This is a genomic window from Lactobacillus paragasseri (genome assembly GCF_003584685.1).
Lineage (GTDB): Bacteria > Bacillota > Bacilli > Lactobacillales > Lactobacillaceae > Lactobacillus > Lactobacillus paragasseri.
This window is the reverse complement of record NZ_AP018549.1, coordinates 1,333,737-1,347,069: the sequence shown is the minus strand read 5'-3', so window position 1 is coordinate 1,347,069 and position 13,333 is coordinate 1,333,737. Positions and strand designations below refer to the sequence as shown.

Here is a 13,333-nt window from a genome sequence, read left to right as displayed (position 1 = left end):
AAAAATAGAGCTCACATCTATCGTGAGCTCTATTTTTTGTTAAATTAAACTAGTCTTTCTTTTGGTTAACCAAAATTTCATCAATTAGACCATAGTCTTTAGCTTCTTCTGCAGATAAGTAATTATCGCGTTCAGTATCTTTAAGGATCTTATCAAGAGGTTGCCCAGTAGTTTCATGTAATATTTGGTTAAGCTTCTTACGACTCTTCAAGATTTCATTAGCTGCAATTTGAATGTCGGTTTGTTGACCTTGTGCACCACCTAAAGGCTGGTGAATAAGAACTGTTGAATTTGGTAATGCAAAACGTTTACCCTTAGTTCCGCTAGTCAAAAGAATTGAAGCCATTGAAGCAGCCATACCAATTGCAATTGTAGATACATCTGACTTAATAAAGTTCATTGTATCCATAATTGCGAGACCAGAAGTAATAACACCGCCTGGAGAGTTAATGTATAGAGAAATATCTTTAGTATTGTCTTGTGCATCTAAGAATAAAAGTTGAGCGATGATTGAGTTGGCCATTTGGTCGTTAATTTCACCGCTAAGCATAATAATTCTATCTTTTAATAATCTTGAGTAAATGTCGTAAGCACGTTCACCACGTGCAGTTTGTTCAATAACTGTAGGTACGAGCATTAATTTTACCTCCTAAACAAAATTAGCACTCTAATAAGTACAGTGCTAATTAAATCACTTACTTTTAATCATGTCAACTAATCAAACTTAATTTTATGTAGAAAAAATGAACGATATAGCAAGCATATCGTTCATTTAAAGTTACTTCATTAATGGGTTAGTTCCATCTTCTCTTTTTTTGATTGCTGGCAAAATTAAGCCTAAAACAATCAAGATAATTGGAGTAATGATGTTAAGAAATAGGGTAAATGGATCTGGTGAGTAGATTCCTAAAATACAACATGCTGCTGTAACAATAAAACACCATATCCCAGCTGTATAAGCTAATCCTTGATTCTTTGTCATTTGGTAAGAAGTATCAAACTTCTTTTGTTGCTTTCTAAGTGCAATATATGCTGCGAATACCCATAAGTAACGCATTGGCATTGTAGTTGAATTTAATTTAACTAATTGAGCCATAACTGCCTGTGCATCAGGTAATAAAGCTTGTGCTGCAATTAAACCACCTGAAAGAATTACAACCATCCAGATACCGTTAATGTAGGCACCATGTTTATTTATCTTAAGAAGCTTCTTAGGAATAAAGTTTTTAGCTTCTTTACTACCTAGTAGCATTCTTAAAGGAGCATCAATACTAATAACTAAAGTAGAGAATTGGCCAATAACGTTACACCATGAATAAATATACATAAATAAACCACCAACATGGTAATACTCGCCTAAACGTTGAAAGGCCATGTAAGCACCATTTGAAATATATTCGTTTAGATTGTTGTTAACAACTTTAGGATCAAACATTAAAGCCATAGCAAAAGTTCCTAAAATTGCAGAAACCATGACCATAATTGCTAAAGCCATCATTGCTTTAGGAAAGTTTTTGGTTGGATTTTTAACTTTGTTTACATAAGGAGATATCTTTTCACATCCACCGACAGCAAAAACTAAAATTGAAAGAGATGTTAAATATTTAAGGTTGAATGTGGGCATTAAACTCTTCCAATTAAAATTGATTGAGTAATAACCAGCATGGGGGTTAATTGCTGGTGCAGCAAACATCATAATAATAAATAAAATTGACATGATGAACATTGATGATCCAGCGATAGTGGCTAAACTTTTAAGTACTGGGATACCTTTAGTAGTAACCCAGCAGAAAAAGAGGAAGACCACTAAAGTGGCAAATTGAGTCCAAGCAGTTGGAAGACCATCATACCATTTAGTGTTGCCGAAGATTCCCCAAGCCATGGCTCTTAAGCCACCAGTACCTTTACTTGAAATATATACTACGTGGCATGCCCAATATGTCCACCCAGCGTAATAGGCCCACTTTGCACCCATAGTAGCATTAACCCATGAGGAAACACCACCATTAGCATTTTTAAAAGTTGCACCTAGTTCTCCAACCATTAATGCATAGGGAACAAAATATAACAGGAACATTAATATCCAGCTGAATATAACTTTGGTACCGTCAAAGTAAACATAACCGTTAACAACGTTACCGAAGCCCCAGACAGTTGAAAATGCCATCATCGCTAGCGTTGGCCAGAGCATTTTTTTGGCATTAGACTTTTTTTCTTCTTCGATCATAAAATAACCTTTCTGTCTATGTACATAATTAACATCAAATTTAATTATAACGAAAATGCTTACAGATGATAGATTTTTTCTAAATAAAGTGACAAAATACAAAAAAAGACAGCCAGATTGACTGACTGTCTCGTACTATGCGCCCCCTGAGAGTCGAACTCAGATTTTAAGAACCGGAATCTTACGTGCGATCCATTACACTAAGGGCACGACAAACTAAAATAAGTATATCAAAAAAAGAAGAAAGTACAAATTAATTATTCTGAAGGATATATCTTGAATTTAAAAAAAGATATTGCTATACTAAAAAATGTCGAGAGAGAAATGTGAATCTGAAGTTAATCAATTCGCGTCTCTCTAATATTTTTAAGCTTTTTGGGTCGCTGACCGTCATATGGCGGTATCAATTTTGACCCAATAGAGGGAGCGAGCAATGGACTCGGATTTAACCTTGTTGCAAAGCTTAGTTCCTGATGTTTTAAAAATAATTCGGCAACGTTTTCTTGTTCTTGAACAGATTTCGCTGTTAGCTCCAGTTGGGCGACGAGTTGTTGCTAAAAAATTAGGATTAAGCGAGCGCAATGTGCGAACTGAAACTGATTATTTGCGACAATTAGGTCTGATCAATATTCAGAGCTATGGGATGGAATTAACTGATAAAGGAAAGAGAACTTTAAAAGAAGCTGCTCCATTAATTGATCGTTTATTCAATGCAAGCCAAACTGAAATTGAATTGGCACAGAAGTTGGGTATTGATCGAGCAATTATTGTTCCTGGTGATATGGATCGGCAAGAGCGTGTAGTTGATTTGATGGGTGAACAACTTAATTCTGCCCTGGATCTTCTTTTACCGCTAGGAAAAAGTATCATTACCGTATTGGGTGGTACTACCGTTGCTGGAGTAGCTCGTCATCTTTCTCCTAAATTAAGTCGCTATCGCGATTTGTTGTTTGTTCCTGGAAGGGGAGCAGTTGGAGAAAGTGTTGAAATTCAAAGCAATACTGTAGCTCAGATGATGGCATCTGAAACGGGAGGTAGGCATAAAGGCCTATATCTACCAGAAAATGTATCATCTGAAGCCTTGACTTTATTACTTCAAGACACAGATATTGCGAATGCGATTTCAAACATTTATAATAGTGATATGGTGATACATGGAATTGGTAGAGCAGATGTCATGTCAAAGAGACGTGGCTTAGATGTTATGACTAATTCTAAGCTTCGAAATGATGGAGCTGTGGCCGAATGTTTCGGGTATTTCTTCGACCAACAAGGTAGACTTGTTAAACGTATCCCACGTATTGGTCTTCAACTAGAAGATTTAGATAAAATACCTCATGTATTCGCAATTGCTGCTGGTGCCAGCAAGGCTGCAGCAATTGCGGCTTACATGCATCATGCTCCCAAACAGACGTGGTTGATCACGGATGAAGGAGCCTCAAACTTGGTTTTAAAGGGGAAGTAATTCCCGTTTAAAATAAATTGTTACTTACATATTTCCTAAGGAGGAATATAGGATATGACAGTTAAAATTGGTATTAACGGTTTCGGCCGTATTGGTCGTTTAGCATTCCGTCGTATTATGGATTTAGGCGAAAAGTCTTCAGATATTGAAGTTGTTGCAATCAACGACTTGACTACTCCAGCACTTTTAGCTCACTTACTTAAGTATGACTCAACTCATGGTACTTTCAACCACGAAGTTTCAGCAACTGATGACTCAATCGTAGTTGACGGTAAGAAGTACCGTGTTTACGCTGAACCACAAGCACAAAACATTCCTTGGGTTAAGAATGATGGCGTTGACTTCGTTCTTGAATGTACTGGTTTCTACACTAGCAAAGCTAAGTCAGAAGCTCACCTTAAGGCTGGTGCAAAGCGTGTATTAATTTCTGCACCTGCTGGTTCAGACTTGAAGACCATTGTTTACGGCGTAAACGATGATACTTTGACTGCTGACGACAAGATTGTTTCAGCTGGTTCATGTACTACTAACTCATTAGCACCAATGGTTAATGCTTTACAAAAGGAATTCGGCATTGAAGTTGGTACTATGACTACTATCCACGCTTACACTTCAACTCAAATGCTTTTGGATGGTCCTGTACGTGGTGGTAACTTACGTTCTGCTCGTGCTGCAGCTATCAACATTATTCCTCACTCAACTGGTGCTGCTAAGGCTATTGGTCTTGTTGTTCCAGAATTGAACGGTAAGTTGAACGGTCACGCACAACGTGTTCCAGTTCCAGATGGTTCTGTAACTGAATTAGTTTCAATCTTAAGCAAGGATGTAACTGCTGACGAAGTTAACGAAGCAGTTAAGAAGTACGAAAGTCCTTCATTTGCATACAACGACCACAACATCGTTTCTAGCGACGTTTTAGGTATGACTGCTGGTTCAATCTTTGACCCAACTCAAACCATGGTAACTACTGCAGGTGACAAGCAATTAGTTAAGACTGTTGCTTGGTACGACAACGAATACTCATTCACTTGCCAAATGGTTCGTACTTTATTGAAATTTGCTACTCTTTAATCATTAATTAATTATTGATTTTAGTAAGCAGACGAGAGAAGGCGGAGGGAATTACTTCCTCCGCCTTTTTTCAAATAATCTATCGGAGGTAAATTAATTTAAATGGCTAAATTAATCGTTTCAGACCTTGATCTTAAAGGTAAAAAAGTTTTAGTTCGTGTTGACTTCAATGTTCCAATTAAAAATGGTGTTATTGGTGATGACAACCGTATCGTTGCTGCTTTGCCAACTATTAAGTACATTATTGAACATGGTGGTAAAGCAATCTTGCTGAGCCACTTGGGCCGTGTAAAGTCAGATGCTGACAAGAAGGAATTATCATTACGTCCAGTAGCAGAACGCTTAAGTGAGTTATTAAAGAAGCCTGTAACTTTTGTACCAGAAAATGAAGGTAAAGAAGTTGAAGAAACCATCGATAAAATGAAAGATGGCGACGTTATTGTTCTTGAAAACACTAGATTCCAAGATATTGACAATGACTTTGGTAAACGTGAATCTAAGAACGATCCAAAACTTGGCGAATACTGGGCAAGTCTTGGCGATGTATTTGTAAACGACGCATTTGGTACTGCTCACAGAAGTCACGCTTCAAATGTTGGTATTGCAACTGCTATGAAGAAGGCTGGTAAACCTGCAGCAGCTGGTTTCTTACTTGAAAAGGAAATCAAGTTCTTAGGTGATGCTGTTGAAAACCCAGTTCATCCATTTGTAACTATCCTTGGTGGTGCAAAAGTATCAGATAAGATTGGTGTTATTGAAAACTTAATTCCTAAGTCAGATCACATTTTAATTGGTGGTGGTATGGCTTACACATTCTTAGCTGCACAAGGCCACAAGATTGGTAAATCATTATTTGAAGCTGATAAAGTTGAACTCGCAAAAGAATTATTAGCAAAAGCTGGCGATAAGATTGTATTGCCTGTAGATAATGTTGCAGCAACTGAATTCTCAAACGATGCTCCTCACGAAGTTGTTGGTGATGATATTCCTGACAATGAAATGGGTCTTGATATTGGTCCTAAGACTGTTGAAAAATTTAGAGACATCTTAAAGGATGCTAAGACTGTTGTATGGAATGGACCTATGGGTGCATTCGAAATGCCAAACTACGCAGAAGGTACTTTGGAAGTTGGTCGTGCATTAGCTGACTTGAAGGATGCTGTAACTATTATCGGTGGTGGTGACTCAACTGCTGCTGCTAAGCAATTGGGAATTGCTCCTAAGATCAGCCACATTTCTACTGGTGGTGGTGCTTCACTTAACTACCTTGAAGGTAAAGAATTACCAGGAATCGCTTGTGTTTCTGACAAGTAAAATTAGGAGGAATTTTTAAATGCGTACACCAATTATTGCTGGTAACTGGAAATTACATATGAACCCAGAACAAACTGTTGAATTTGTAAATGCAGTTAAGGGTAAGTTACCAGATCCAAGTAAAGTTGAATCAGTTATTGCTGCACCTGCAGTTGATCTTTATGTTTTAAAGAAAACTGCTGAAGGCTCAAACTTACATACTGGTGCAGAAAATGCATACTTTGAAGTTGAAGGTGCATTTACTGGTGAAACTTCACCAAAAGTTTTAAACGAAATGGGTATTGACTACTGTATTATTGGTCACTCAGAACGTCGTGGCTACTTCCACGAAACTGATGAAGACATTAACAATAAAGCTAAAGCTTTATTTGCTAATGGCGTAACTCCAATTATTTGCTGTGGTGAATCTCTTGAAACTCGTGAAGCTAATAAGCAAGAAGAATGGGTAGTTGCTCAAATCAAAGCTGCTTTAGATGGTTTGACTGCAGAACAAGTTTCTAAGCTTGTTATTGCTTATGAACCAATTTGGGCTATTGGTACTGGTAAGACTGCTTCTGCTGATCAAGCTGAAGAAATGTGCAAGACTATTCGTGAAACTGTAAAAGACTTGTACAACGAAGAAACTGCTGAAAACGTTCGTATTCAATACGGTGGTTCAGTAAAACCAGCTAACGTTAAAGAATTAATGTCTAAACCTGATATTGATGGTGGTTTAGTTGGCGGTGCTTCACTTGATCCAGAATCATTCTTAGCATTAGTAAACTACCAAGATTAATTAACAATTTATTTAAACGGAATTAGAAAAAGGAGAATCTCCATGTCTGTTATTACTGATATTCACGCACGTGAAGTTCTTGACTCTCGTGGTAATCCAACTGTTGAAGCAGAAGTTTATACTGAATTAGGCGGCTTTGGTCGTGCTATTGTTCCATCTGGTGCTTCTACTGGTGAACATGAAGCCGTAGAATTACGTGATGGTGACAAGTCTCGCTTTGGTGGTCAAGGCGTTTTAACTGCTGTTGAAAATGTTAACGGCGAAATTGCTAAAGCTGTTATCGGTTTAGATGTTACTGATCAACGTTTAATCGATCAAACTATGATCGATTTAGATGGTACTCCAAATAAAGGTCGTTTAGGTGCTAATGCAATATTATCTGTTTCATTAGCAAGTGCTCGCGCTGCAGCTGATGAATTAGGCTTGCCTTTATACGAATACTTAGGTGGTCCAAATGCTCATGTTTTACCAACTCCAATGATGAATGTTATCAATGGTGGTAAGCATGCAGATAACAACGTTGATATTCAAGAATTCATGATTATGCCAGTTGGTGCTAAATCACTTCATGAAGCTGTTCGTATGGGTGCAGAAACTTTCCATACTTTGAAGGGCTTATTGCAAGAACGTGGTGAATCAACTGCCGTAGGTGATGAAGGTGGTTTTGCACCTAACTTGAAGAACAACGAAGAACCATTTGAAATTTTAGTAGAAGCTATTCAACGTGCTGGCTACAAACCAGGTCAAGACATTGCTATTGCCTTTGACTGTGCTGCTTCTGAATTCTACAACAAGGATACTAAGAAGTATGTAACTGTTGCTGATGGTCGTGAATACACTGCTGAAGAATGGACTTCATTAATTGAAGATTTAGTTGATAAGTACCCAGTTATTTCCGTTGAAGATCCTTTGGACGAAAACGATTGGGAAGGTTGGAAGACTTTTACTGAACGTTTAGGCGATAAGGTACAAATTGTTGGTGATGATTTATTTGTTACTAACACTAGTTACCTTGAAAAAGGTATTAAGATGGGTGTTGCCAACTCAATCTTAATTAAACTTAACCAAATTGGTACTTTAACTGAAACTTTTGAAGCTATTGAAATGGCTAAGGAAGCAGGTTACACTGCTGTTGTTTCTCACCGTTCTGGTGAAACTGAAGATACTACAATTGCTGATTTAGTTGTTGCAACTAATGCTGGTCAAATTAAGACTGGTTCAATGTCAAGAACTGACAGAATTGCTAAATACAACCAATTAATGAGAATTGAAGAAGCTTTGGGTTCAACTGCTCAATACAAGGGAATTCACAGTTTCTATAATTTACACAAACAATTTTAATTAATATTTAAAGTGAAAGAAAAATGGGTGTCGCTTAAGGTGGCTCCCTTTTTCTTTTAGCATTCGTTAGTTAAATATGGTAAAATCAGTACAGTAAGAAATTTAGGTAATGGAGGCAGCGCTTTGTATAATATCGTCATGACGCTACTCATCATTGTGAGCTTTTTAATTATTATTGCTACATTGATGCAGCCGCAAAAGCAACAAGATGCCTTAAACGCATTGTCCGGCGGTGCAGTATTTAGTGGCCAGACAAAAAAGCGTGGATTTGAAGCATTAATGGAAAGAATTACCGCTGTATTGTTGGTTCTCTTTTTCGCTCTTGCTTTGATCTTGGCAATACTTTCATCCAAGTAAAAAAAGCCTTCCGGTCATAGGAGGGCTTTTTAATTTCTTTTAGCTTAACTTATCTTATAAAGAAATTGAGGCAAATTAGATAATGACACAAAATGAACGAGTTTTAGCTGATGTTTATGAGACATTCAGACATAATCCTCAAGAGCAATACGATGTAGATCAACTTGAAAATGATCTTAGCCGTAATCAAAGACTAAATTTTCCAGATTTAGTTAAAGCTTTAACTTTTTTAGAGCACAGTAAAAAAATTGTAACTGATGGTCAAGGAAAATATCAGTTGAATCAATTGAATACTGTTGCTGAATGTACATTTAAAGCAAATGATAAAGGATTTGGTTTTGTTAAATTTGATGATGAAAGTATGGAAGATGCTTTCATTGATAAGCACAATACTAAGTTTGCAATTGATGGAGACCATGTTAAAGTAAAGATCATCGCAGGTGCAAATCCATGGAATGGCAGAGGACCCGAGGGTAAAATTGAGGAAATTACTGAACGTGGAGTTGAAACTTTAGTTGGTGAATTTCATCCGTATGCTGATGAAGTAGTAAAATCAAGTGGCTTTTACGGTTATGTTGTTAGTGAAAATCGTAAGTTAAAGAAATATAAGATTAATATCACCGATAACGGTGTTAAGCCACAAATGGGTGATATGGTAAAAATTGCTATTACCAAATATCCTAACGAAGATCAACCTGATGAAATGCAAGGTGTAGCTCTTTTAACTATTGGTAATAAGAATGATCCTGGTGTTGATATCATGTCAATTGTAGTTGACAATGATATTCGAACTGATTGGCCTGAAGATGCTATGGATCAGGCAAATAATATTCCAGATCATGTAACAGAGGAAGAAAAAGCAAAACGTGTTGATATTACTGATCAACCTGCTGTAACAATTGATGGGGACGATTCGAAAGACTTTGATGATGCTGTAGTAGTTTGGAAGCTTCCTAATGGTAATTATCACCTAGGTGTACATATTGCTGATGTGTCCCATTATGTAAAAGAAGGAAGTCCTTTAGATAAGGAAGCTTTTGCTCGTGGCAATAGTACTTACTTAGTTGATCGTGTTATTCCAATGCTTCCATTCAGATTATCAAATGGTATTTGTTCGCTTAATGAAGGCGTTGAACGTTTGGTTCTTTCATGTGATATGGAGATTACACCAGAAGGTAAGCGTGTTGGTTATAGAATATATCCATCAGTTATGAAATCACATGGTCGTTTAACATATAACAACGTTAATAAAGTTCTTGATCCAAATAATCATGAAAAACTAGAACAAAAATATGAAGACGTTGCTCCAATGCTTCATGATATGGCTGACTTACACAGTATTTTATATAAGCAACGGCATCAACGCGGTGCAATTGATTTCGAAGAACCAGAAGCTAAGATTATTGTTGATGATAAAGGTAAGCCAACTGATATTGTTCTTCATGAACGTGGTACTGCTGAAAAAATGATTGAATCATTTATGTTAATGGCGAATGAAACAGTTGCTGAAGATTATTACAAGAAGCATGTTCCTTTTCTTTACCGTGTTCACGAAACTCCAGATCAAGAAAAGATGCAATCATTCTTTGAATTTGTAAGTGCATTTGGCTTAAATGTAAAAGCTGATCCAAATGATGTAAAACCAAAAGATTTACAGAAGGTGGTAGCTAAGACTGAAGGTACACCTGAAGAAGCAGTTGTGCAAATGATGATGCTTCGTAGTTTGAAACAAGCACATTATTCTCCAGAACCACTTGGTCACTTCGGTTTGGCGGCTAAATACTACACTCACTTTACTTCTCCAATTCGTCGTTATTCTGACTTAATGGTCCACCGAATGATTCATGAATATGCTGATAAAAAGATGGATAAGGATGTCCAAAAGCATTTCAAGTCACAACTTCCTGATGTTGCTGAACAAACTTCAACACAAGAAAGAAAGTCAATTGATACTGAACGTGGTGTAAATGATTTGAAGATGACGGAATTCATGGCTGATAAAGTTGGTCAAACTTTTGATGCTATTGTTTCATCAGTAACAAGTTTTGGGATGTTTATTCAATTGCCAAATACTGTTGAAGGTTTGATTCATATTTCTAACTTAAACGATGATTATTACAACTTTGATGAAAAGTCATTGACTTTAACAGGTCGCAATTCTCACAAGCAATTTAAGATTGGAATGCCAATTAAGGTTAAGTTAATCAATGCAGATGTTGAGCAACATCAATTAGACTTTGAAATTTATGATCCAAATGCCAAAAAACGTCCACAAAGAGGTTATAGTCGCGGTAAGCGTAGCTTTAATAAGGGACATAGAAATAATAATGGTAAGAATAATAAATCTTTCCATGTAAATAATGGTCATAATTTTAAGATTCGCCATCGTCAGAATACAACTGTTAAAACTAATAAAAAGTAATTAGGAAGAAAACGATGAAACAAAAAGCAGATAACTTGATTGCTCAGAATAAAAAGGCAAATCATGACTATTTTATTAAAGATACTCTTGAAGCAGGAATCGCTTTAACTGGTACCGAGATTAAATCAGTTCGTGCTCGCAGAATTAATTTACGTGATGGATATGTTCAAATAATTAATGGATCTGCTTTTTTAGAAAATGTTCATATTAGTGAATATAAAGAAGGTAATCGCTACAATCATGATCCTTTGAGATCACGGCGCTTATTGCTTCATAAAAGAGAAATTGCTCGTCTAGCTGGAATTCAAGCTCAACAAGGAATGACAATTATTCCTTTGAAAGTTTATTTGAAGCATGGTTTTGCCAAAGTATTAATAGGCGTTGGTCAGGGGAAGAAGCAATACGATAAGCGACAAACAATTAAAAAACGTGATCAAGATCGAGAAATTCACCGCAAGTATGGAATTTAATTAAGTAGGTAGGTAAAATGATTAGAAAGGCAAAATTAACTGATTTCCCGTTAGTTTTTCCAATTTTAAAACAAATTTTTGATGAAATGGATATGGATACCATTAAAGCACTTCCAGAAAGTCAATTCTATGATTTGATGAAGCATGGCTTCTATTCACCTCATTATCGGTATTCTCATAATCGAATGTGGGTAGAAGCAGATGAAATGGATCGTCCAGTTGGGATAATGGTAATGTATGGTTATGATGATCAAGGACTAATTGATATTTCATTAAAAAGTTCATATCCTAAGGTCGGACTGCCTCTTGATGCAATCATTTTTTCAGATAAAGAAGCATTGCCACATGAATGGTATCTGGATGCTATTGCAGTTTCTCCCAAACATTGGGGAGAAGGTATTGGACAGCAATTAATTAAGTTTGCTCCTGAAGTTGCTAAGCAGAAGGGATATAAAAAGATCAGTTTGAACGTTGATCAAGATAATCCTAGAGCAGCTCGTCTGTATGATTACATGGGCTTTAAAACAACTTCGACAATGACGATAGGAGACCGTATGTATAATCATATGGTTAAAAAAGTTAATTAAATCAAAAGAGAATTAATCGTAGGTTAAATAGATTAATTCTCTTTTTTGATTATTAAATTTAAAGAAATATTTAAAAATAACACTATTTACATTATTACTATTGTCTAGATTGATAAAACCTGATAAAGTAATAAAACTGTCAGTCATAGAAAGGTAGCGTGATCCTTTTTTTAGAAAGGAAATAAAAATGAGATGTTGGCAGAATTGGAAAGAGTTAAAATAGCTTTACATAGTATGTTATCTGAACCAAATGTAAAGAAAGTAAATATTTCGAAACTTTGTAGTAAAGCAAAAATTAGTCGAAAAACTTTTTACTTACGATATGGAAAGATAAATAACTGTATCGAAGCCTGTATTTTGTTTGAATTAAGAAAAGAATTACGCAAAAACAAAAAAGAAAGTCTAAATCAACTTCTTAATGTTTTATGTGAATATATTCAGAAAAATAAACAGTATTTTTATAATGCTTATCATTTAAGTGAACAAGATTGTATGTGTGAAAAGATGAAAGAGCATTTCTTTCGGTATATTCGATCTTATGTTTATAAAAGAGGAAGTTTTTCAGAACTTATACTTAAACAATTGACCAACTTGTTATATGATCGAATTTGTTTTTGGATTAGCCATGGATGTAATAAAAACTATAGTTTCTTACTGGAAGAATTAGCGATTATTATTGAATTGATTGATTTTCAAAAACAAATTTGTTCTCATAAATTTCAAGTCTTTAATTTCTCACACTACTACTTAAACTACGACTAAGAGAGAGCGTTAACTCTATTTTGAAAATTAAAAGTTGGTAGGAATAAAGGTTTAGTATGCCATTGTGTGAAGAGCAGACTAATTAAAATAATAAAAGGGACATCTTCGGGACGTGAAATATCACAGCTCCAAGTAAGTCCAGCATCAGTGACTAGCGAACAAACGCTAGCCACTTTTTTAATGCCTGAATAAAAACTATATCTGCCTTGTTTTAAACTTCCTTTAATCCAATAGTTTAATCTAGTAATATAGAATAAATTTGCAAACCGACTATTTATTTTTTTTACTTTGACTAGGGAGTGGTTGATTACATCAACGCTATAGCTAGTTAGAAGAAGATTAGAGTCTAAATAGAGCCGCCCAATCTCAACATGATTAATATCAGTGAGAATGATCGGTTGATTAAACTCATTAAGGTTTCCTTTTAAAATATAGACAATCTCTCCCTGGTGGTTTTTGACCGGGATTTGACCACAAGTTTGACCTTGGGTAAGTTGGACAGTATAACGCATAATTTCATCTGCCTTTAGGGAAAATTATGT

General features: G+C 35.8%; 13 protein-coding genes. 10 read left to right on the top strand and 3 right to left on the bottom strand.

All coding sequences use genetic code 11. From position 1 onward, the window contains the following. Positions 1-49: 49 nt before the first annotated feature. Positions 50-637, bottom strand: a complete 588-nt coding sequence (clpP, locus tag LpgJCM5343_RS06560) for an ATP-dependent Clp endopeptidase proteolytic subunit ClpP (RefSeq protein WP_003647009.1) — start codon at positions 635-637, stop codon at positions 50-52. Positions 638-778: 141 nt separating this feature from the next. After that, positions 779-2,227, bottom strand: a complete 1,449-nt coding sequence (locus LpgJCM5343_RS06555) for an APC family permease (RefSeq protein WP_020806688.1) — start codon at positions 2,225-2,227, stop codon at positions 779-781. 433 nt (positions 2,228-2,660) lie between these two features. Here LpgJCM5343_RS06555 and LpgJCM5343_RS06550 point away from each other — a divergent pair, with 433 nt between their 5' ends. The 10 genes from LpgJCM5343_RS06550 to LpgJCM5343_RS06505 all read left to right on the top strand — a co-directional run bounded on the left by LpgJCM5343_RS06550 (position 2,661) and on the right by LpgJCM5343_RS06505 (position 12,791). Then, positions 2,661-3,692 carry a sugar-binding transcriptional regulator gene (locus tag LpgJCM5343_RS06550; RefSeq protein ID WP_077958754.1) on the top strand — a complete coding sequence of 344 codons (1,032 nt, stop codon included), beginning with the start codon at positions 2,661-2,663 and terminating at the stop codon, positions 3,690-3,692. A 54-nt stretch (positions 3,693-3,746) separates the two neighbouring features. Beyond that, entirely contained in the window at positions 3,747-4,763 is a 1,017-nt protein-coding gene (gene gap, locus LpgJCM5343_RS06545; RefSeq protein ID WP_003647012.1) for a type I glyceraldehyde-3-phosphate dehydrogenase, read from the top strand. A 102-nt stretch (positions 4,764-4,865) separates the two neighbouring features. Beyond that, the gene (locus LpgJCM5343_RS06540; protein WP_003647013.1) at positions 4,866-6,077 is read left to right on the top strand and encodes a phosphoglycerate kinase; all 1,212 of its coding nucleotides are present in this window, start codon (positions 4,866-4,868) and stop codon (positions 6,075-6,077) included. Between the two features lie 19 nt (positions 6,078-6,096). Then, the gene (tpiA, locus tag LpgJCM5343_RS06535) at positions 6,097-6,852 is read left to right on the top strand and encodes a triose-phosphate isomerase (RefSeq protein WP_101890826.1); all 756 of its coding nucleotides are present in this window, start codon (positions 6,097-6,099) and stop codon (positions 6,850-6,852) included. A gap of 42 nt (positions 6,853-6,894) precedes the next feature. Continuing rightward, a complete protein-coding gene (gene eno / locus LpgJCM5343_RS06530) occupies positions 6,895-8,193 on the top strand; it encodes a phosphopyruvate hydratase (RefSeq protein ID WP_003647015.1) in 1,299 nt (432 codons plus the stop codon). A gap of 123 nt (positions 8,194-8,316) precedes the next feature. Further along, positions 8,317-8,550, top strand: coding sequence for a preprotein translocase subunit SecG (gene secG / locus LpgJCM5343_RS06525; protein ID WP_003647016.1), 234 nt, complete (start codon positions 8,317-8,319; stop codon positions 8,548-8,550). An 82-nt stretch (positions 8,551-8,632) separates the two neighbouring features. Further along, positions 8,633-10,972, top strand: coding sequence for a ribonuclease R (rnr, locus tag LpgJCM5343_RS06520; RefSeq protein WP_101890825.1), 2,340 nt, complete (start codon positions 8,633-8,635; stop codon positions 10,970-10,972). A gap of 14 nt (positions 10,973-10,986) precedes the next feature. After that, positions 10,987-11,442: an SsrA-binding protein SmpB gene (gene smpB, locus LpgJCM5343_RS06515; protein ID WP_003648457.1), complete on the top strand. Its 456-nt coding sequence runs from the start codon at positions 10,987-10,989 to the stop codon at positions 11,440-11,442. A gap of 17 nt (positions 11,443-11,459) precedes the next feature. Continuing rightward, positions 11,460-12,029 (top strand): GNAT family N-acetyltransferase, encoded by a 570-nt coding sequence (locus tag LpgJCM5343_RS06510; RefSeq protein WP_003648458.1) that lies wholly within the window; start codon positions 11,460-11,462, stop codon positions 12,027-12,029. A 192-nt stretch (positions 12,030-12,221) separates the two neighbouring features. After that, the gene (locus LpgJCM5343_RS06505; protein ID WP_113576142.1) at positions 12,222-12,791 is read left to right on the top strand and encodes a TetR-like C-terminal domain-containing protein; all 570 of its coding nucleotides are present in this window, start codon (positions 12,222-12,224) and stop codon (positions 12,789-12,791) included. Here LpgJCM5343_RS06505 and LpgJCM5343_RS06500 read toward each other — a convergent pair. After that, positions 12,788-13,303, bottom strand: coding sequence for an LURP-one-related/scramblase family protein (locus tag LpgJCM5343_RS06500; RefSeq protein ID WP_039156101.1), 516 nt, complete (start codon positions 13,301-13,303; stop codon positions 12,788-12,790). The genes LpgJCM5343_RS06505 and LpgJCM5343_RS06500 overlap by 4 nt on opposite strands. Positions 13,304-13,333: the final 30 nt, after the last annotated feature.

Bases quoted from the DNA above. Each gene is read 5' to 3' on its own strand.
- LpgJCM5343_RS06505 (WP_113576142.1), top strand. From the start codon at position 12,222: ATGTTGGCAGAATTGGAAAGAGTTAAAATAGCTTTACATAGTATGTTA.
- clpP (WP_003647009.1), bottom strand. From the start codon at position 637: ATGCTCGTACCTACAGTTATTGAACAAACTGCACGTGGTGAACGTGCT.
- LpgJCM5343_RS06555 (WP_020806688.1), bottom strand. From the start codon at position 2,227: ATGATCGAAGAAGAAAAAAAGTCTAATGCCAAAAAAATGCTCTGGCCA.
- LpgJCM5343_RS06500 (WP_039156101.1), bottom strand. From the start codon at position 13,303: ATGCGTTATACTGTCCAACTTACCCAAGGTCAAACTTGTGGTCAAATC.
- gap (WP_003647012.1), top strand. From the start codon at position 3,747: ATGACAGTTAAAATTGGTATTAACGGTTTCGGCCGTATTGGTCGTTTA.
- rnr (WP_101890825.1), top strand. From the start codon at position 8,633: ATGACACAAAATGAACGAGTTTTAGCTGATGTTTATGAGACATTCAGA.
- LpgJCM5343_RS06540 (WP_003647013.1), top strand. From the start codon at position 4,866: ATGGCTAAATTAATCGTTTCAGACCTTGATCTTAAAGGTAAAAAAGTT.
- LpgJCM5343_RS06510 (WP_003648458.1), top strand. From the start codon at position 11,460: ATGATTAGAAAGGCAAAATTAACTGATTTCCCGTTAGTTTTTCCAATT.
- LpgJCM5343_RS06550 (WP_077958754.1), top strand. From the start codon at position 2,661: ATGGACTCGGATTTAACCTTGTTGCAAAGCTTAGTTCCTGATGTTTTA.
- smpB (WP_003648457.1), top strand. From the start codon at position 10,987: ATGAAACAAAAAGCAGATAACTTGATTGCTCAGAATAAAAAGGCAAAT.
- eno (WP_003647015.1), top strand. From the start codon at position 6,895: ATGTCTGTTATTACTGATATTCACGCACGTGAAGTTCTTGACTCTCGT.
- tpiA (WP_101890826.1), top strand. From the start codon at position 6,097: ATGCGTACACCAATTATTGCTGGTAACTGGAAATTACATATGAACCCA.